Source organism: Pseudomonas sp. CYM-20-01 (assembly GCF_023169845.1).
Taxonomy (GTDB): Bacteria; Pseudomonadota; Gammaproteobacteria; order Pseudomonadales; family Pseudomonadaceae; genus Aquipseudomonas; species Aquipseudomonas azotoformans.
The window spans coordinates 4,587,479-4,606,513 of record NZ_AP025169.1; the positions used below are offsets into that span (position 1 = coordinate 4,587,479).

The following is a 19,035-nucleotide window of genomic DNA, read 5'->3' on the forward strand; positions in this document are numbered from 1 at the left end:
CGCGACCCGTCGCCCAAGCACTGATGCCCACCCGTAGGCCTGAACGAAAATAACGAGGAGCTCAACATGGAATCTGCAATCGACACACATCTCAGATGCCCACGCACCCTGTCGCGCCGCGTGCCCGACGAGTACCAGCCGCCCTTTGCCATGTGGGTTGCACGCGCCGACGAGCAATTGGAACAGGTGGTGATGGCCTACCTCGGCGTGCAGTACCGAGGGGAAGCGCAACGCGAAGCCGCGCTCCAGGCCATGCGTCACATCGTCGGCAGCTTCAGCCTGGCCGATGGCCCGCAGACCCATGACGTGACCCACCACACCGACAACAGCGGCTTTGATAACTTGATCGTGGTCGGCTACTGGAAAGACCCGGCTGCTCACTGCCGCTGGTTGCGCTGTGCTGCGGTCAACGACTGGTGGGCCTCCCAGGATCGCCTCAATGACGGGCTAGGCTATTTTCGTGAAATCAGCGCACCGCGCGCCGAGCAGTTCGAGACACTCTACGCCTTCCAGGACAATCTACCTGGTGTCGGCGCCGTCATGGACAAGACCAGTGGCGAAATCGAAGAGCACGGTTACTGGGGCTCGATGCGCGACCGCTTTGCGATCTCCCAGACCGACTGGATGAAGCCCACGAGTGAGCTGCAAGTGATCAGCGGTGATCCTGCCAGGGGCGGCCGGGTGGTGGTGCTGGGGCATGACAACCTCACGCTGATTCGTTCCGGCCAGGACTGGGCGGACGCCGAGGCGGATGAACGCTCGCTGTACCTCGACGAAATTCTACCGACGTTGCAGGACGGCATGGACTTCCTGCGTGACAACGGCCAGCCGTTGGGCTGCTACAGCAACCGGTTCGTGCGCAATATCGACCTGGACGGCAATTTTCTCGACATCAGCTACAACATCGGACACTGGCGCTCGGTGGAAAAACTCGAGCGCTGGGCCGAATCCCACCCGACCCACCTGCGTATTTTCGTGACGTTCTTCCGCGTGGCCGCCGGTTTGAAAAAGTTGCGGCTGTACCACGAAGTGTCAGTGTCAGACGCCAACAGCCAGATCTTCGAGTACATCAACTGCCATGCGCACACCGGAATGCTGCGCGATGCCGCTGCCGCACAAGGAGAACGGCCATGAAATTGAGTCGAGTCGTGTTGGTGCTGGGGATGTTGCCGTTTGCCAAAAGCCAGGCCCTCGAGGTCGCGCCGGGGGATTTCGAACCGCTGCCCGCCGGGGCCGATGCGGTGTTGTTTTACTACCAGCACGCCAACCGGTCCGAGCTGTATCAGAACGGCCATCGAACCTCCGACAACGCCAAGCTCAGCTCCGACGTAGGCATCCTGCGTTACATCCATGCCATAGGCCTTGGCGAAAACCTTTCATGGGAACCGCAGATCTTGCTGCCGTTCGGCTACATGAACGCCTCTGGCGACGTCGGCGCGCTGGGTGATGCACATGGCCTGGGTGACCCGATTCTCACCGCCCCGCTCAAGTGGACACTCCCCACCGCCAACAAGGATGTGTTTGCCCTGGCCCCCTACCTGTACATCCCCGTGGGCAGCTACGACAAAAACGACGCCTTGAACCTGGGCGAGAACCGCTGGCGGGCAACGTTACAAGCGGCCTATATCCACCACTTCTCAGCGCAGTGGGCATTGGACACCGTCGCCGACGTGTCCTGGGTTTCGACCAATCACGACTACGGTACCAGCAGCGCGAAACTCGAAGAAAACACGCGCTACGAGTACCAGGCCGCCGTGCGCTACAACTGGACCCCAAGCACCACGTTCGCCCTCGGTGGAGGCTATGTCACCGGGGCCGCAACCAGCATCGACGGCGTTGACCAGCACGATGGCGTGTCGACGTCCTACGCACGTTTCACAGTCACGCACTTTATTGATCCCACATTGCAGGTACAGGCGCAGCTCGGCAGGGATATCGAGGTGGAGCAAGGCTTCAAGGAAGGCGCGCGCCTGAATCTGCGCGTCTTGAAAGTGTTCTGAATGCCGCTGTCCTTTTCAGCCAAGTGCGTGTCCTGCTCAACCATGCGAATACGGTGATAGACGCCTAATTTGGTGTACATCACCACCCGGACTGAATCGATAAAAAGACAGGAAAATCATGGCCATTACTCGTCCCACGCTGGATCAGCTGTTAGCCATCGCGGCCCAGTTGAACATGCGACTGACCCAGGAACAGTCAGCGTCCTATCTGGATCTGATGCAACCAAGTTTCGATGCATACGATCTGGTCGACGAACTGTGTGATTTCGTTCCGCCGATACGTTACGAGCGCAGCTCAGGCTATCGCCCCTCGGCCAAGGAAAACCCGCTCAACGCCTGGTACTACCGGACTGAAGTGAATGGCGCCCGTGGCGGCCTGCTGGCCGGTAAAACCGTCGCGCTCAAAGACAACATCGCCCTGGCCGGCGTCCCGATGATGAACGGCGCCGCACCGCTGGAAGGTTTTGTACCGGGTTTCGATGCCACCGTGGTCACACGTCTGCTCGATGCCGGCGCGACCATCCTCGGCAAAGCCACTTGCGAACACTACTGCCTGTCGGGCGGCAGCCATACCTCTGACCCAGCCCCGGTACACAACCCCCATCGTCACGGGTATGCCGCCGGCGGGTCGTCATCGGGCAGCGCGGCCTTGGTCGCCGCCGGTGAAGTCAACATCGCCGTGGGCGGCGATCAAGGCGGCTCCATCCGCATCCCGTCGGCCTTCTGCGGCACCTATGGCATGAAACCGACCCATGGCCTGGTGCCCTACACCGGCATCATGGCGATTGAAGCGACGATTGATCATGTCGGTCCCATCACCGCCAACGTGCACGACAACGCGCTGATGCTGCAGGCCATGGCCGGTTCCGATGGCCTCGACCCACGCCAGGCGGCGCCTCAGGTCGATGACTATTGCAGTTATCTGGCGCGGGGGGTGAGCGGGCTCAGGATCGGTGTGTTGCAGGAGGGGTTCGCGCTGGCCAATCAGGATCCGCGCGTGGCGGACAAGGTGCGCGACGCTGTCGCCCGTCTCGAGGCGTTGGGCGCCCATGTCGAGACAGTGTCCGTTCCCGAACACAACCTGGCAGGTTCGTTGTGGCACCCCATCGGTTGTGAAGGCCTGACCATGCAGATGATGCATGGCAACGGCGCAGGCTTTAACTGGAAAGGCTTGTATGACGTCGGCCTGCTGGACAAACAGGCCGGCTGGCGCGAGCAGGCGGACCAATTATCCGCGTCGCTCAAGCTGTGCATGTTCGTCGGGCAGTACGGCCTGACCCACTACAACGGGCGGTATTACGCCAAGGCACAGAACCTCGCCCGCTTTGCCCGGCAAGGCTATGACAAGGCCTTGCAGAGCTATGACTTGCTGGTGATGCCGACCACGCCCATCACTGCCCAGCCCCACCCGCCGGCGGGCTGCGCGATCACTGAATACGTGGCCCGCGCCCTGGAAATGATCGGCAATACCGCGCCACAAAACATCACCGGGCATCCGGCCATGTCGATTCCCTGCGGCCTGGTGGACGGGCTGCCCGTCGGGTTGATGCTGGTCGCCAGGCACTACGCCGAAGGCACGATCTACCAGGCCGCGGCGGCGTTCGAAGCCGCGGTGGACTGGCGCACGCTCTGAGCGCCCAACCTGAAAACAATAAGAAAGACCGGCACGTTTCAACCACTCCACAACCGCGATGACTGACAGGAGATACCCCATGAGTCCATCTACTTCCACGCCTGCGAGCACTTCAACCCCCGGTGAACGGGCCTGGGCATTGTTCCAGGTCCTCAAGAGCAAGGACCTGATTCCAGAGGGCTACGTCGAGCAACTCACGCAATTGATGGAGCACGGCTGGAGCCCGGAGAACGGCGCCCGGGTGGTCGCCAAGGCCTGGGTCGATCCGCAGTTCCGGGCGCTGTTGCTCAAGGACGGCACCGCTGCATGTGCCCAGTTCGGCTATACCGGCCCGCAGGGCGAATACATCGTCGCGCTGGAAGACACGCCACAGGTAAAAAACGTGATTGTCTGCAGCCTGTGCTCATGCACCAACTGGCCGGTGCTCGGCCTGCCACCCGAGTGGTACAAGGGCTTCGAGTTTCGTGCCCGCCTGGTCCGGGAGGGGCGCACCGTGCTACGCGAACTGGGGACGGAGTTGCCAACCGACGTGGCGGTCAAGGTCTGGGATACCAGCGCCGAAACCCGCTACCTGGTGTTGCCGCTAAGGCCTGAAGGTTCCGAACACATGAGTGAGGAGCAGCTTCAGGCACTCGTGACCAAAGACGTGCTGATCGGCGTCGCCCTGCCCTGCGTTGGCTGAGAAAAACCACGCATCATCGTTCAACTCCCGGAGTTTCTATTATGGATGGCTTTCACGATCTCGGCGGTTTCCAAGGCTTTGGCAAAGTCCCTCACACCATCAATAGCCTGGACTACAAACAGGTATTCAAGCAGGACTGGGAGCACCTGGCGTACAGCTTGATGTTCGTCGGGGCCGATCATTTGAAAAAGTTCAGCGTGGACGAAGTGCGTCATGCCGTCGAACGCCTGGACGTACGCCAACATGTCGGCACCCAGTACTACGAACGCTATGTCATCGCAACCGCCACCTTGCTGGTCGAAACGGGCGTCATCACCCAGGCGGAGCTCGACCAGGCTTTGGGCTCTCACTTCAAGCTGGCAAATCCGGCACAGGCGGGAGGGCGTGCGGCGATCACCGGTCGCGCTCCGTTTGAGGTCGGCGACCGCGTGGTCGTGCGCGACGAGTACGTGGCCGGGCATATCCGCATGCCGGCCTATGTGCGCGGCAAGCAAGGCGTGGTGTTGCACCGCACTGCGGAAAAATGGCCGTTCCCGGACGCGATCGGCCATGGCGATACCAGCGCGGCGCATCAGCCGACCTACCATGTGGAGTTTGCGGTGAAAGACCTGTGGGGCGATGCAGCAGATGACGGCTTCGTGGTGGTCGATCTGTTCGAAAGCTACCTGGACCACGTCGATGCCCCTCGAGCGGTGAACGTATGATGGACGGCACCCAGGCGGGCCGACTGCCGGTGACGGTGCTTTCCGGCTTCCTCGGTGCCGGCAAGACCACGCTGCTCAACCATATCCTGCGCAATCGCGAAGGCCTGAGGGTGGCGGTCATCGTCAATGATATGAGCGACGTCAATATCGATGCCGCCGAGGTGCAGCGCGACGTGTCGCTGCACCGTGGTCGCGATGAGCTGATCGAAATGAGCAACGGCTGCATCTGCTGCACGCTACGCGCCGATCTGCTCGAACAGATCAGTGCCCTGGCGCGTCAGCAGCGTTTCGATTACCTGCTCATCGAATCCACGGGCATCTCGGAGCCAATGCCGGTCGCCGAGACGTTCGCCTTCCTTGACGCTGAAGGCTTCAGCCTCAGCGAACTGGCACGGCTCGACACCCTGGTGACGGTGGTCGATGGCAGCCGTTTTCAGGCGTTGCTCGCGTCACCGGACACCGTGGCCCGCGACGATACACAGGAGAACACCTCTGCACGCCCTTTGGCGGACCTGCTGATCGAGCAGGTGGAGTACGCCAACGTCATTCTCGTCAACAAACGGGACCTGATCGACGAGCCGGGTTATCAGGCCGTGCAGGCGGTCCTCGCAGGCCTTAACCCGACGGCGCGGATCATACCGATGGCCCACGGCCAGGTTGAGTTGACCCGCCTCCTCGACACCTATCTGTTTGACTTGCCCAGCCTTGCGGCGTCGCCGGGCTGGATGAGGAAAATGGAGGTTGAAGACGCTCCGGCCTCCGAGTCGGACACCTATGGCGTGACGTCCTGGGTGTACCGCGAACGCGCGCCCTTCCACCCACAACGCTTGCTCGATTTCCTCCAACAGCCCTGGAGCAACGGACGCCTGTTACGCAGCAAAGGTTATTTCTGGCTGGCCAGCCGGCACTTGGAAACCGGCCTGCTGGCGCAAAGCGGCGCGCAGTTCCAGTGGGACTATGTTGGGCACTGGTGGAACTTCATCGAGCAGTCGCAGTGGCCGCGGGATGAATACCGGTTGCAGAGCATCATGGCCAAGTGGGACAGCATCGTCGGCGACTGTCGGCAGGAGTGGGTGTTCATCGGCCAGGATCTCGATACCCACGCGTTGCAGCGTGAGCTCGACAACTGCCTGCTCAGTGCCGAAGAAATCGCCGCCGGACCGTCGGCCTGGCGAGCCCTGCCGGGGGCCGCGGCCTTTGATGCACAGGCCCTGTCGGCTCCCAGGCAGGCTGAATCCATTTGACGAGGTAGAGGTGTTCCATGCTCTTTTTCAGCCGAACCCACCGCTGGGTACTGACGCCGCTCGCCGACAGGCTGGAGCAGCCTGACCAGGCAAGCACGCCGCTGTCGTCGAATAACCCGATATTGCGCCGCATCCTGGCCGGCGTAGACCAACTGCTGCAGGAGCGGCGAACCCTGAAGGACCAAACACGCGCATTGGGCCTGGAAGTCGCCCGATTGGATCAGCGCCTGGCCGGCCGCGACACACAATTGCGCCAACTGGAAGCGCACTTGACCCTGATCACCCAGGGCGCCGGTGAACTGTTTTGGGCGCTGGAACTCGATGGAACCACTGCCCCTGCGCCGGACTGTGCGCTGCAATGGATGGGGTCGGCGTCGATCCAGCCCCAGGGTGTTGATCAACTGGGCCGTTGGAGTGAACAGTTGCACCCGGCTGACCAGCAAGCGCATCGGGAGGCGCTTACCCGGCATCTGGCCGATCGCAGCGGGCGTACACCCTTTGCGTTGGACGTGCGGATAAAGCCTGCAACCGGCGACGACTATCGCTGGTGCAGGATCAGCGGTGAGTCGCGGCGTGATGCGCAGGGCCTCGCGGTCGCCATCGGTGGCAGCGTACGTGACATTCATGAACAACGCCTGCACAACGAAACGCTCGAACTGGCGGCCACCCGTTTCGATATTTCCCGGGAGATGCTGCATGACGGGCTCTGGGACATCGAGGTGGTAGCGGGCGACCCGGCGAACCCGAAAAACACCATTTGGTGGTCGTCGCAAATGCGCCGGCTGCTGGGGTGCAGCACGGTTGAGGAGTTCCCCAACACCCTGGAAAGCTGGACCTCACGCCTGCATCCCGACGATAGCGCTCGGGCCATCGCAGCCTTTGTCGCCCATGTGGACGACCGCAGCGGCCGGACCCCATTTGACGTGGACTATCGACTCAAACACAAAAACGGCACCTACCGCTGGTTTCGCGGCCGCGGGCAAACACGTCGCGCCCCGGACGGCTCCCCGCAGAGGGTGGTGGGCGCCATTACCGATATCCATGCCCACCATGAAGAAAGTGCGATGCGCGAAACGCAGGCGCAACAGCATCGGGTGATGCAGGAGACCCTCAGCAAGCTGACGCAGATTGTCGCCACCATCCAGGGCATTGCCAGCCAGACCAACCTGCTGGCGTTGAATGCTGCCATCGAAGCGGCGCGCGCCGGCGAGGCCGGGCGCGGGTTCGCGGTGGTCGCCGATGAAGTGCGCAAGCTGGCCACCCGCACCAGCCAGGCGACCCAGCAGGCGGCCGAGATGATAGACGGCTAACCACGTGCCCCCGCGCTGCGGGCGTGGGCAACGCACATATTCCAACAATAACAATCAGGTACGTTATGCGCGATTACAACTCAGCAGTGAGCTCCTTCGATTTTTTACGCTTGGCCGCGCAGGATTTACAGGGCGAGCTGAATGCCTTGAATGCCTGCGTCGAATGCTGCGACCGACACGCCGACGTAAATGCCGTGGCGTTGTATTGCGAAACGCGGGATGGCCGCGCCACGCACTACCGTTTCAGCGAACTGCAAGCTCACGCTGCGCGCTTCGGCAACTTTCTGCGGGAACAGGGGGTCAAGCCCGGAGACCGTGTCGCGGGCCTGATGCCACGCACGGTTGAACTGTTGATCGCCATTTTGGGCACCTGGCGTATCGGCGCAGTCTACCAGCCGCTCTTTACCGCGTTCGGTCCAAAGGCGATCGAGCAGCGATTGGGCTGCTCCAAGGCACGCTGGATCGTGACCGACGTGCACAACCGTTCCAAGCTGGACGACATCCCCGACTGCCCACGCATCCTGGTGACCGGCGATCATGCATGGACCCCAGGCGATTACGATTTCTGGAGCGCGCTGGATCGTCAACACGCCGAGTGCGCGCCCGCGTTGCTGGATGCCAGCGCGCCTTTTTTGCTGATGTGCACCTCAGGCACCACCGGGCCGGCCAAGCCGCTGGAAGTGCCTTTAAGCGCTCTCCTGGCCTTCAAGGGTTATATGCGTGATGCCATCGACTTGCGTGAGGAAGACCCGTTCTGGAACCTCGCCGACCCTGGCTGGGCGTACGGCCTGTATTACGCGGTGACCGGTCCATTGGCATGCGGCCATGCCACATTGTTCTATGACGGGCCGTTTTCGGTGGAGAGTACCTGCCGGATCATCGCGAAATACGGAATCCGCAACCTGGCCGGCTCGCCGACGGCCTATCGCCTGCTGATCGCAGCAGGGGACGAGTTCGCCGACGCCGTGCGTGGTCACCTGCGTATCGTCAGCAGCGCCGGCGAGCCGCTTAACCCGCAAGTCATCCGCTGGTTTGCCGAACAGCTCGGCGTGGTCATCCACGACCATTATGGCCAGACCGAAATCGGCATGGTGCTGTGCAATCACCATGGGCTAGACCACCCGATACGTGAGGGATCGGCCGGTTATGCGATGCCGGGATACCGCATTGTCGTGCTGGATGACGCCCACCGGGAATTGCCGACTGGCCAGCCAGGCGTGCTGGCGGTGGACCGCGAACGTTCGCCGCTGTGCTGGTTCAAGGGCTACTTCGCGATGCCGACCAAAGCCTTTGTCAGCGGCTATTACTTGAGCGGCGATATTGTGGAGTTGAATGACGATGGCAGTATCAGCTTCGTCGGCCGTAACGACGACGTGATCACCACCTCGGGCTATCGCGTCGGACCTTTCGATGTCGAGAGCGCGCTGATCGAACACCCGGCGGTGGTCGAGGCCGCCGTGGTCGGCAAACCCGACCCGCAGCGCACCGAGCTGATCAAGGCATTTATCGTATTGAATGGCCAGTACTCGCCCAGCGCCGAATTGGCGGAAGTCCTGCGCCTGCACGTGCGAGAGCGCCTGGCTGCACACGCTTACCCGCGGGAAATCGAGTTCGTCGAACAACTACCCAAGACGCCAAGTGGAAAGCTGCAGCGGTTCATTCTGCGCAGCCAGGAAATAGCCAAACAGCAGGCACTCGACACATGACTCACGGGCGGATGGTTCCTGTGCTGAGCCGAAGGGAGTTTCAGCGCAGAGCCCTGGAGTTGTTCAAGGAGCGCAGTTTCAGCCAAGTGAGCGTGCGTGAATTGGCGGCGCATATCGGCATAAGCCCGGGAGCGGTTTATCATCACGTCGAGAGTAAAGAGGCCATGCTGTTTGAATGGCTGATGGAGCTGTATCAGGCGTTGTTGTCGCATGTTGATTTGATCAAAACGCGAAGATTGACGCCCGCGCAACGCCTGACAACACTGATCGACGCTCACATCCAACTGTATGACCACATGACTGTGCACTTCAAGTTGGCCGTCATGGATGCCAATTGTCTAGGCGCAGCAATGCAGGCACGCGTTGAGCAATTGAAGCTTGCCTATGAGGCAGAATTCATAAAATGGGTCGACCAGGCTTGCCATCAGCCTGGCGGGCCGTTGCGCGAGTGTGCGCTCACAGCCATTTTGCCGATGCTCAATAGCCTGCCTGCATGGTTGAGCCCCATGATCGATAACGCTCAGCGTCGAGTGATCGCAAAGACCATCGCCGAAGCAGTACTACACGCGATAAACGCGCTTCCTTCCAACACGTCGCCCTGAACGGCGAGATGCGCTGCGCTGGGTGATGATAGACCCACCCAGCTTTGGCGAACCGTCCCGCGGGCTAAGCCACCTGGGTCGCAAACCTGCCAACGGCGTCGACCACCCGCTTGGCACCGTCCTGAATTTCAACAATCACCTGGCCTGCCTGAGTGGCAAGCTCAAGGCCTTGCTCGGCTTGGGACTTGCTGTTTGCCATCTCAGCGACGGTTTCATCGACCAACTTCTGATTCTGCAAGACAACCGACGCGATTTCTTCAGTCGCTGTGCTGGTCCGTCCAGCCAATTGTCGAACCTCATCAGCCACAACGGCAAATCCTCGACCTTGCTCACCTGCGCGAGCCGCTTCAATCGCCGCATTCAGAGCCAGAAGATTGGTTTGCTGCGCGATGCTGCTAATCGTCTGGATAATTGAGCTGATCAACAATGACTGTTTGCCCAGCGCTTCTACTCCCCCAGAGGCCGCCTGCATATCAACCGCGATTTTACGCATGGTATGCATCGTGTCGTTGACGACGACTGCGCCTCGTTGAGCGCTGACATCCGTTTGCTGAGATATTTCAAATGCCGTTTGGGCTGCCCCGCTCACTTCATGCTCACGGTCCACTTGATCGGTCACTACCGTCGCGAACTTCACCACTTTGCAAAGATTGCCTTCGGTGTCGTAAACCGGATTGTAGGTTGCCTCCAGCCACACCGTTTGGCCGCGACTGTCTATACGCTCGAACCGGCCAGCGACAAACTCACCTCTGTTCAGCTTTGCCCAGAAGTCCTTGTACTCCTGGGACGAAGTCAGCTCCGGTTTACAGAAAACACGGTGATGGCTCCCTTTTGCTTGTCCCAGGTTGTAGCCCATGGCTTGTAAAAACTGATCATTTGCCGTCAGTACATGCCCAGAGAGATCAAACTCGATCACCGCGGTAGAACGTAACAACGCCTCGATGAATGAGGCATTTTCCGAGGCTTTTTCTACTCGGGACGTAATGTTTGTCGCGTAGCAAGTGATGTGGCTCAGCTGGCCGCTCGCGTCCATGATGGGCTGCCAATGTGCATGAATCCACACCAACGAACCATCGGCATGAAGGTATCTGTAATCGTCGCTGATCGACTTCCCCGCGGCCACTGCAGCTCGAAAGTTATGAAAGCACGGCAGCTTGGAGACGTACTGGGGAACAATCTCGGCCATGGGGCGACCTACAAGCCGATCCGGAGCATAGCCCAGCGTATTTCCAAAGTTTTCGTTGCAGGCCATGATGTTAAATGAGGGATCGATACTTAACGTCAGCATTTCACGATCCAGGCCATCGCGCAGTTGGCGAAGCTCTAACAGTTCACTGTTCTGAGATTGAAGCTGTTTCTTAAGGCTTGCATTGAACATAGGAAATCGCCTCTTGGGTCATACCTATCGTATCGGCATCTCATGGCACAAATTGAGGGCGTGGACCAAGAATGACCGCTGGCCCCGTGAGGAAATCATCTGGTCCAAGGCAGTTGCGGACCTGAACATCAGCGAAATCACCGGGGAGTTTTGCGCAGGCACAAAAAAGCCGATCTAGTTGATCGGCTTAAGAGTCTGATTTTACTCAGGAATAATGGTCGGGACGGAGTGATTCGAACACTCGACCCCTAGCACCCCATCTCCTTTTTCATACTTCTTGAAAGCTTCCGAAATTTTACTCTGGATTTTTCTAAGCTAGTATTTACTTGAGCTCCAGCGGTGTTCTGCTCTACGAGAGTCCAGTAACGTCCATCAAGAGCCGACGTATTTGTGGGGGGAAAAGTAGGGGGAACCCATTTTATGGCCAAAATCACCATCAAAGAACTCGAGTCACTGACCGCTGAAGATGCCGGTCGAATCCTCAGGGAGGATGGCAATCTGGCCGGTCGAATCTCTGTCCGTAAGGACGGTGTGTCGGTCAGCTTTTTCTATCGGTATCGGTGGGGCGAGCAGAACAAAGAGTACGCCTGCGGAACCTGGCCGCGCAAATCCCTGACCGACATCCGCAAGGCGCGTAACCAGGCCCGGGCGCTCATTGATGAGCAGATCAATCCCAACGAACACAAGAAAACCGCCAAGGCACAGGCCTACGCCGCGGCTAACGTAGAGGCCGAACAAGTAAAAACGACGAAGGTGCAAACGCTGACCGTCCAGGATCTGGCCCAGGCCTGGCTGTTGGATGGCGTCGCGCGTAAAGACGGCAATGCCGAGTTGCAACGACGCTTTACCAAGGACCTTTTGCCAGCACTCGGTAAGACCGCAGTGAGCAGCGTATCCGAACACGATGTTCGGGCGCTGATCCGCACCGTGGTCAACCGCGGCGCTCACCGGCAAGCGATCAGCTTTTTCGCCGACCTCACCCAGATGTTCAGCTGGGCCAGAAAGCGCCAACCTTGGAGGACGTTATTGGTTGAGGGCGATCCGACTGAGCTGGTCGACATCACTCCCCTGATCCCTGCCGACTACGAAGCCGAACGAAGTCGGATCCTTTCCCCGGCGGAGCTGTTGGAACTGCACAACCGCTTCCAGCAAATGACCGCCGATTACAACGCCCTCCCCGCGGGCCAAAAGTACGAGGGTATTCGTCCATTAAAGAAGGAAACGCAACTCGCGCTCTGGATCAGCCTGGGCACCTTGTGCCGGATTGGCGAGTTGCTCCAAGCCGAATGGAAAAATGTCGATCTGGACCAGCAGACCTGGTTCCTCCCCAGCGAAAACGTCAAAGGCACTCGCGGCAAGAAACAGGACCACTATGTCTTCCTCTCCCCCTTTGCCCTGCATTTCTTTCAGGAACTCAAGACCCTGACGGGAGACTCCCAGTGGTGCTTTCCGAACAAGCAGGATGACGGACATGTGGACGTGAAAGTGGTGAGCAAGCAGGTGGGTGACCGCCAAGCCCGGTTCAAAAACCGCAAGGCCCTCTCCAGACGGTGCCATAACGATACCCTGGTCCTTGCCGACGGCCAAAACGGCGACTGGACGCCGCATGACCTGCGCCGCACGGGCGCGACCATGATGCAAGCCTTAGGCGTTAGCCTGGATGTCATCGATCGCTGCCAAAACCATGTGCTGGCCGGCTCTCGGGTGAGACGTCATTACTTGCATCACGACTATGCCGACGAGAAAAAAAACGCCTGGAACCTGTTGGGTGATCGACTCAGTGCGGTGCTGTCCTCGACCTACGAGCACACGGCAAACGAGTCGATGTTGTCTTTTCCAGCGTACGCGCAGCCAGAGACGCGAACACCGTCATAGGCTGTTGCACCCAGAGTTTCCCGGACTTCAACATCCGCGACACCCTGTGTTGTGACCTTAAATTCGCGATGAGGAAAGGTGACAGACTACATGTACACATTCGTGAGCTTCACCGTCGTGGAACTGTTCGAAAAAGTATGGCAAATACCCATGGTCAAACTGGCACACGATATTGATGTTTCCGACGTCGCCGTCGCCAAAGCTTGTCGCAAAGCCGGCATCCCTCTCCCTGGGCGTGGCCACTGGGCCAAATCGGAAAAGCAGCGACAACGCAAACCCAAACCTCCTCAGGTCGAAGGCAATGTCCGACTCCAAGTGCTCGACCATGACAACTCGCTCGCCAAGACTGGCACTGATTTTAACTCACCTATACTCCGGCGGACTATTGAAGCCCCCCCATCAATTAACGGAGCCTCACGCGCTGGTGAGTCAATGGCTAAAGAGCGCGAAAACGTCGAAGGTCGCCGATGGCCTAGAATGGGGCCTGTCTATTCTTTTGCACAATCTATACCCTTTAAGTGCAGCGATAGAAGAAATTACCAAGTGGCTTTCGGAAAATGGCGTAGAGAACATTGCAGTTAACGCGGCGGCGGCCGTGGAAACCTTGGACGCATATGTGAAAGCGACACTGACGCGATTATACGATTTCGGACGATCTGATTCATCCCCCTTGACTCCATAGGCACTTTTTTCTAAATGGTGCTATACCTGAGCATACTACTATTCAATAAAATCTGAGACAGAGGTTTGTTATGAGCCTTACAAATGACAACAATGAGCCACCTAAGGAATTCGACAACACCTTAAGCTTAAAATCCAAACATAATCCACACCCACCCTACAACCCTATAGACAGACTAGAACAACAAATTTCTTGGTACGATAAAAAAAAGCATTTCAGCGCAATTCAAATTTAAAACCTTGAAACTAATGCAAACTATAACATCCGCATTAATTCCAGTAGATTCAGTCATCGAAAATCCAGACTTAAACAAAATTCCAGCGCTACTTGGCTTGGTATTACTAATCATGGAAGGAATTCAACAACTGAACCGATATCAGCAAGTATGGACCACCTATAGATCAACTTACGTAGCGCTCAAACACGAAAAATACACATATTTATCGAGCGCAGTGCCATACGCTAGGGTAGATGCTCCGGAAGCTTTGTTGGCTGACAGAATTGAGGGGCTTATTTCGCAAAAGCACGCAAAATGGGTTGCCACCATAAATAGCTCAAAGCCCGAAAAAAGATAACTATTAAGAAGCGCATTGATCATGCCAAACAACAACCACTACAATGCTTTTTTAAGTTACAGCCGAAAAGACCATACGGCGGCACACTGGTTACATAAAAAGCTTGATCGATACAGAACACCAAAGAGCCTCTTAAAAACAACAGGTAATCACGGAAATATCCCCGAGTCACTTCACCCAATATTTATTGACAGGGCCGACCTGCCGGGTGGAGGGCGACTTAGTGAACGCCTTAATGAGAAGTTACAGGCAAGCGACTCATTAATTGTTTTTTGTAGTCCTGCAGCTGCCTGCAGCTCATGGGTCAATGAAGAGGTAAAAAGATTTATCGAGCTCGGAAAGGGCGATAGAATTTATCCAGTAATTTCTCCAAATTCCCCAAATTCAGAAGATATTGAAAACGATTTCTTTCCGCCAAATCTTCGTAACCTTGATTATCTTGCCGTAGATCTAAGAGCTCTTCGAGACGACAAGAAAAATTTAATCGGCGACGGCCGGGCAGTCGGCCTTATGAAACTCACCGCTGGGCTTTTAGGAGTGGATCAAGACGTTCTCGTTAGGCGAGAACACAATAGACAGAGAAAAGCGCTGATTGGGCTTTCTTTTTCTGTAGTACTTTTTTTTATAGTCGCGATACTAGCACTTTGGTTCGGATACCAGTCACACCTACAAACGATTGAGCAGGAAAAACAAACTCGTACACAAGCCAAATTACGTGGAATTGCTGAGCGCAGGTCGGAAAATCTTACGAATTCCGTTGAATTCTATAGAAATTTAATCAAAGAGCAAGCAGATCCAACAGTCACTATAAAAATGGGATACCTGAAGTACATAGGAAACATTTCATTTACAACATGCAAAGAAGGCAACTGCAGAATCCTCACACTAAAAGAGATGGGTAAAACCTCCGGAAACTATTACATAATACTTCGAGAGTCACTTAACAACCTTATAAAATATAAAGGCCCATGCTTCGGAGCTTGTCGATTCACATGCGAAGACCCTTCACCATTCTACATCCTGACTCGCAATGAACAGGAGTGTGCCATAGCTGACATCAATGAAGCTGCAAGCCACGTAATGAATTTGAGTTTGTATAGAGCGAAAGCAGGAAAAAAGGAGGTTATCGGCATACAGATTGCAGGCACGTATTGGGGGAGAACTTTCGGTGGCGCAGCATTTCCGATGGTATTTCTTGCACGAGACCTATCATATGATGATGCAGAATTTAGAGTTATCGGAATTCTAGAATATGCTGGCGTGAGGGACGAAGAACCTACTGAAGAGGAATATCGTAACGATGACTTTGCATATGAACACAAGCCGGACGTTATTATAAAATGGTTAAAACACAAAGATAACCCCGACGTCATTGTTGGGGAAACATGGGGTTACCCTGGCTCCTATAAGCGATACACCTCGATGTACTATAGCTACCTCAACGAGTTTTCTCGATATGCAGGACACTGCTTAGCCCATGGAGTATATGATGTTGGCATTGTAGGCAAAAACGAAGATGGCTTGATAAATTTAATCAATGCCGATCTCAAGGATTGCAGTATCGAAAATGAGTTATATGACCTAGGTAACGCAAAAAGCGAAGATATCGAAAAAAACCCGGAAGATCCGGAGGAGCAAATCGACGAGAATGAATCCACGCATACTGATGAAAAATAATTCGCAGCGCCTGCCAGACGGCATTTGCTGCCTATCCACGGGGTGATAGTAGACATATAAAGCAAGACCTTTACTGTCTGGATAAACAGGCTCTAGGCAAGGCGAGCTTCATGTATGGAGTAATAGACTCGGCTGGACTAGCAGGGACATTCTGCAGGGACGGCGGTCGGGCTGGATGTTGACACATCCCGCCCGAACGCTCTTTTTTACTTCGGTGTTGAGACTTCTTTGGCGTAAGTCTGACAGGTCGCCGGGGTGATCAGTCCTTGGTCGCCGGCATCGGTGATGTCGATAATTCGTTGTGCATGCGCCGGGTCAAGTTGGGCTCTTGTGGGACCATGAACCACACTGCCGGCGGAGGGGGTGGCTGACATTGAACTGTTGGCGCTGGTGCGATTTTGACCCAGGCAACCGGAATTCATTGCCCCACCGACTACTCAAAAAATGATGAACTCGCGGGTGATTTCGAAGATAGCATGTGGGGCAGTCAAAATCAGCAGCCTAGGTCAAAATCGCACCAGCGCCAACAGGCTGTTAGCTCACATGTCATGCTTTATCTTAGCTGATATAACAGACCCGAAGAGCATCCCGCAGGAACTTCAACGAATTATTCCCATGCTCCCGTCGGTCCCCGTTCAACCCTTGATTTCGGCGGAGGCTACTCCCTATACATTGTTTTCAGACTTCGGCGGGTATCTTTCCGTACTCACGCCGCATGTATACGTTAACGATGATGCACTTTTAGCGGAAATTGATAGATGTATTTTACCAGCCATTTATGCACGAATCACAGAATTTCAAAAACGTCGAATAGAGTTCGAGCAAATCGTGATGAAACTCGGTCGCTGAACTGAGCCCGGTGCTGCGCAAGCTGTCGAGGTAGTCGTTGTTGAAATCATGTTTAGTGCCACTGTGTAACTTTCGCGCTTAAATGCCCGTAGTTAAAAGTCAGGCACAGATTGATAAGTACCCAGGCGAACAGCTTTGCGCTTTTCTTTCGCCGAATAACTACCCCGCGCCGAATAAGCGGGGGACTGGATTCCCCATACCACCTCCGCTGACGCAAGTTGCTTCATCAGGTGGCGATCCAGCACCTCACTACCGACCAACTCACGTCGCTCTGCCAGTCGGCGAGGAAGGCACCATCGATCCCAGAAGACCGCCTGCCCCTGTGCGAGAAGCGCCTGCGTCTTTATGAACGCAGAATGGGTGCCATCGCAAATCCGGTAGCTGATGAAGTTTACCGGCTGAAGACTTAGCCTCCCAAGATGCTCCTCCAAAGGATCAGCCGAGGCCAAAAGCCGCATACTCTGCAAGCTCCTGCCAATGGGGGCCTCAAGATCTTTGAACACTGGGTTTATACGGCCTTGTCCCGTTACCGATTCAAGCTCAGGAAGAACCTGTAAAATATTGGATAACGGAAACCAATGCGAGTGCTTCGTTGCAATAAACCGAAATTTCCCATCGTCTGACCTTTCAACGTGTTTAACTTCAATGCGCGTGTCAAGCCCGGGTGGAAGAGCCCCCCACGGTGAAAAAATTTGCCCAAGGATCCAAATCGTATCCCCCTTTCTCACCTGCTGTGTGGGTCCGGTTTTACGGCGACTGACATGAAATTTCGGGCGGGAAAAACCGGCGTCGAGGTCTTGTACACCTGCGAACCAGGGATGATTGGGATCATCAGGGAATCGCAATACGATTCGCCTAGGCACATAGTGAATAAAGTGTTGAGGCATACGTCCTGACCTCGTTACGCAAATCCCGACCGCGGGACGCACAATGAATTACACGAAACCTTTCAAATGTGAGAGCGAGACACTCCGCGCCGCATACGACACACCAACACGCTGGATATCCGGAATGTTCGCCACTGAGTCCAGTTTCGAAATGGTAGCGGGGTCGACGTCTGTGAGACCTAGCCTATCCAGCCCGGACCGGGTCAACTCAGGGTTGTAACGCACATAGCTGAACAAGTTCGGGCAGGTCGATTTGACGTTGTCTTCCACCATCATCATTTCGCCAAACTCTCGATCAATCGCCCCTCCGAAACGACACGCCCCCAGCGTCCGGCAAGCCATATCCCACCCTGCACTGGCCGCGTTCATAAGTGCCCCCGGAAGGTTTTTGGCGTAATGAACCAGGTTCATGTCACTCACCTTCAAATCCTGCCAGGTTTCAGCGGCGCTGCCGGTGCCGACCGAAACGATCAACAATTTGTCGGCGCCCGTTTTCCAGTTAATCGCATAAGGTTCGGCAGTCACCATCTGAAACGCCAGGAAGGCCGGGTTGTTGTACGTCGTGATGCCTCCGTCAACGAAAACAAACTGGTACTCAGCATCGGTATCCGGGGCAAAGGTTACAACTTCGGGCGGGAAATAAGTCGGAGCCGCGGTGCTAGCACGCAGCAACTGCCATAGCGGCAAATGCAGGTTGCAGTCTTTGCGCTGAAGCTGGTTGTATTTTCCACGAGGATTGTTGGACACCGGCCAGGGTGAGTCGGTGGTGTGGTTGCGCAGCACCATCATCAACAACGTGCGTAGCCCATAACTACCCAGCGTGGCGTTGGGCTCTTGTGGTGTCGACGAATGTTTCAGTGCCCGGTCCAGTTCCGCACGCAGTTTTGTCGCCAGGGGATCGGCCTTGTAGGTGTACTGCAGACGTTTAAAAACCGATGCGGGGTCGAACATGTCCTTGCCGCTGCCCACGTAAAACGCACGAATATCGTCCATGGACATCCCCGCAGAAATACACGCAGCGATAATTGCACCGGTACTGGTACCGCAAACAAAATCAAAGAAATCGGCAAGAACCAGCGTTGGCGCATTTTTAGCGATACGCAGATCGGCTTCGAGTTTGGCCAGGATCTCGACGCTCATCAGTCCGCGAATACCACCGCCGTCACAGGCAAGGATTTTCTTCGGTTCAGCAGATTCGATGCGGCTGACCAGTTGTTGGCTCATGGCGAAT

15 protein-coding genes and 1 pseudogene are annotated in these 19,035 nt (G+C 56.3%); 12 read left to right on the forward strand and 4 right to left on the reverse strand.

What is annotated here, in order from left to right:
* Window positions 1–66 precede the first annotated feature (66 nt).
* The 9 genes from M2497_RS20600 (at window position 67) to M2497_RS20645 (ending at window position 9,881) form a co-directional block, all read left to right on the forward strand.
* Window positions 67–1,134, forward strand: a complete 1,068-nt coding sequence (locus M2497_RS20600) for a phenylacetaldoxime dehydratase family protein (RefSeq protein ID WP_248482745.1) — start codon at window positions 67–69, stop codon at window positions 1,132–1,134.
* Window positions 1,131–2,000, forward strand: a complete 870-nt coding sequence (locus M2497_RS20605) for a transporter (protein WP_248482747.1) — start codon at window positions 1,131–1,133, stop codon at window positions 1,998–2,000. Before M2497_RS20600 ends, M2497_RS20605 begins: the two co-directional genes overlap by 4 nt.
* A gap of 118 nt (window positions 2,001–2,118) precedes the next feature.
* On the forward strand, window positions 2,119–3,633 hold the full coding sequence (locus M2497_RS20610; RefSeq protein WP_248482749.1) for an amidase: 1,515 nt from the start codon (window positions 2,119–2,121) through the stop codon (window positions 3,631–3,633).
* 79 nt (window positions 3,634–3,712) lie between these two features.
* Window positions 3,713–4,315 (forward strand): nitrile hydratase subunit alpha, encoded by a 603-nt coding sequence (nthA, locus tag M2497_RS20615; RefSeq protein ID WP_248482751.1) that lies wholly within the window; start codon window positions 3,713–3,715, stop codon window positions 4,313–4,315.
* A 41-nt stretch (window positions 4,316–4,356) separates the two neighbouring features.
* Window positions 4,357–5,019, forward strand: coding sequence for a nitrile hydratase subunit beta (gene nthB / locus M2497_RS20620; protein WP_248482752.1), 663 nt, complete (start codon window positions 4,357–4,359; stop codon window positions 5,017–5,019).
* The gene (locus tag M2497_RS20625; RefSeq protein ID WP_248482754.1) at window positions 5,016–6,263 is read left to right on the forward strand and encodes a GTP-binding protein; all 1,248 of its coding nucleotides are present in this window, start codon (window positions 5,016–5,018) and stop codon (window positions 6,261–6,263) included. The genes nthB and M2497_RS20625 overlap by 4 nt, the downstream gene beginning before the upstream one ends.
* Before the next feature lie 17 nt (window positions 6,264–6,280).
* The gene (locus tag M2497_RS30705) at window positions 6,281–7,573 is read left to right on the forward strand and encodes a methyl-accepting chemotaxis protein (protein WP_282578397.1); all 1,293 of its coding nucleotides are present in this window, start codon (window positions 6,281–6,283) and stop codon (window positions 7,571–7,573) included.
* Window positions 7,574–7,638: 65 nt separating this feature from the next.
* Window positions 7,639–9,279 carry an AMP-binding protein gene (locus tag M2497_RS20640; RefSeq protein WP_248482756.1) on the forward strand — a complete coding sequence of 547 codons (1,641 nt, stop codon included), beginning with the start codon at window positions 7,639–7,641 and terminating at the stop codon, window positions 9,277–9,279.
* Window positions 9,280–9,290: 11 nt separating this feature from the next.
* Entirely contained in the window at window positions 9,291–9,881 is a 591-nt protein-coding gene (locus M2497_RS20645; protein ID WP_248488235.1) for a TetR/AcrR family transcriptional regulator, read from the forward strand.
* Window positions 9,882–9,945: 64 nt separating this feature from the next.
* Here M2497_RS20645 and M2497_RS30710 read toward each other — a convergent pair whose 3' ends face one another.
* On the reverse strand, window positions 9,946–11,259 hold the full coding sequence (locus M2497_RS30710) for a PAS domain-containing methyl-accepting chemotaxis protein (protein ID WP_282578398.1): 1,314 nt from the start codon (window positions 11,257–11,259) through the stop codon (window positions 9,946–9,948).
* A gap of 420 nt (window positions 11,260–11,679) precedes the next feature.
* Between M2497_RS30710 and M2497_RS20660 the strand changes: the two genes are divergently transcribed.
* The 3 genes from M2497_RS20660 (at window position 11,680) to M2497_RS20675 (ending at window position 16,068) form a co-directional block, all read left to right on the forward strand.
* Window positions 11,680–13,134, forward strand: a complete 1,455-nt coding sequence (locus M2497_RS20660; RefSeq protein ID WP_248482758.1) for a site-specific integrase — start codon at window positions 11,680–11,682, stop codon at window positions 13,132–13,134.
* Between the two features lie 90 nt (window positions 13,135–13,224).
* A complete protein-coding gene (locus tag M2497_RS20665; RefSeq protein ID WP_248488285.1) occupies window positions 13,225–13,716 on the forward strand; it encodes a hypothetical protein in 492 nt (163 codons plus the stop codon).
* A 696-nt stretch (window positions 13,717–14,412) separates the two neighbouring features.
* Window positions 14,413–16,068 (forward strand): toll/interleukin-1 receptor domain-containing protein, encoded by a 1,656-nt coding sequence (locus tag M2497_RS20675; protein ID WP_248482760.1) that lies wholly within the window; start codon window positions 14,413–14,415, stop codon window positions 16,066–16,068.
* Between the two features lie 206 nt (window positions 16,069–16,274).
* Here M2497_RS20675 and M2497_RS20680 read toward each other — a convergent pair.
* The 3 genes and pseudogenes from M2497_RS20680 to M2497_RS20690 all read right to left on the reverse strand — a co-directional run.
* Window positions 16,275–16,457, reverse strand: a pseudogene (locus M2497_RS20680) (lysis protein); the annotation flags it as partial.
* A gap of 552 nt (window positions 16,458–17,009) precedes the next feature.
* Window positions 17,010–17,804 (reverse strand): hypothetical protein, encoded by a 795-nt coding sequence (locus tag M2497_RS20685; RefSeq protein WP_248482762.1) that lies wholly within the window; start codon window positions 17,802–17,804, stop codon window positions 17,010–17,012.
* A 48-nt stretch (window positions 17,805–17,852) separates the two neighbouring features.
* Window positions 17,853–19,028 (reverse strand): patatin-like phospholipase family protein, encoded by a 1,176-nt coding sequence (locus M2497_RS20690; protein ID WP_248482764.1) that lies wholly within the window; start codon window positions 19,026–19,028, stop codon window positions 17,853–17,855.
* Window positions 19,029–19,035: the final 7 nt, after the last annotated feature.

Coding starts and splice junctions, on each gene's coding strand:
- M2497_RS20600 (WP_248482745.1), top strand. CDS start 67: ATGGAATCTGCAATCGACACACATCTCAGATGCCCACGCACCCTGTCG.
- M2497_RS20605 (WP_248482747.1), top strand. CDS start 1,131: ATGAAATTGAGTCGAGTCGTGTTGGTGCTGGGGATGTTGCCGTTTGCC.
- M2497_RS20610 (WP_248482749.1), top strand. CDS start 2,119: ATGGCCATTACTCGTCCCACGCTGGATCAGCTGTTAGCCATCGCGGCC.
- nthA (WP_248482751.1), top strand. CDS start 3,713: ATGAGTCCATCTACTTCCACGCCTGCGAGCACTTCAACCCCCGGTGAA.
- nthB (WP_248482752.1), top strand. CDS start 4,357: ATGGATGGCTTTCACGATCTCGGCGGTTTCCAAGGCTTTGGCAAAGTC.
- M2497_RS20625 (WP_248482754.1), top strand. CDS start 5,016: ATGATGGACGGCACCCAGGCGGGCCGACTGCCGGTGACGGTGCTTTCC.
- M2497_RS30705 (WP_282578397.1), top strand. CDS start 6,281: ATGCTCTTTTTCAGCCGAACCCACCGCTGGGTACTGACGCCGCTCGCC.
- M2497_RS20640 (WP_248482756.1), top strand. CDS start 7,639: ATGCGCGATTACAACTCAGCAGTGAGCTCCTTCGATTTTTTACGCTTG.
- M2497_RS20645 (WP_248488235.1), top strand. CDS start 9,291: ATGGTTCCTGTGCTGAGCCGAAGGGAGTTTCAGCGCAGAGCCCTGGAG.
- M2497_RS30710 (WP_282578398.1), bottom strand. CDS start 11,259: ATGTTCAATGCAAGCCTTAAGAAACAGCTTCAATCTCAGAACAGTGAA.
- M2497_RS20660 (WP_248482758.1), top strand. CDS start 11,680: ATGGCCAAAATCACCATCAAAGAACTCGAGTCACTGACCGCTGAAGAT.
- M2497_RS20665 (WP_248488285.1), top strand. CDS start 13,225: ATGTACACATTCGTGAGCTTCACCGTCGTGGAACTGTTCGAAAAAGTA.
- M2497_RS20675 (WP_248482760.1), top strand. CDS start 14,413: ATGCCAAACAACAACCACTACAATGCTTTTTTAAGTTACAGCCGAAAA.
- M2497_RS20685 (WP_248482762.1), bottom strand. CDS start 17,804: ATGCCTCAACACTTTATTCACTATGTGCCTAGGCGAATCGTATTGCGA.
- M2497_RS20690 (WP_248482764.1), bottom strand. CDS start 19,028: ATGAGCCAACAACTGGTCAGCCGCATCGAATCTGCTGAACCGAAGAAA.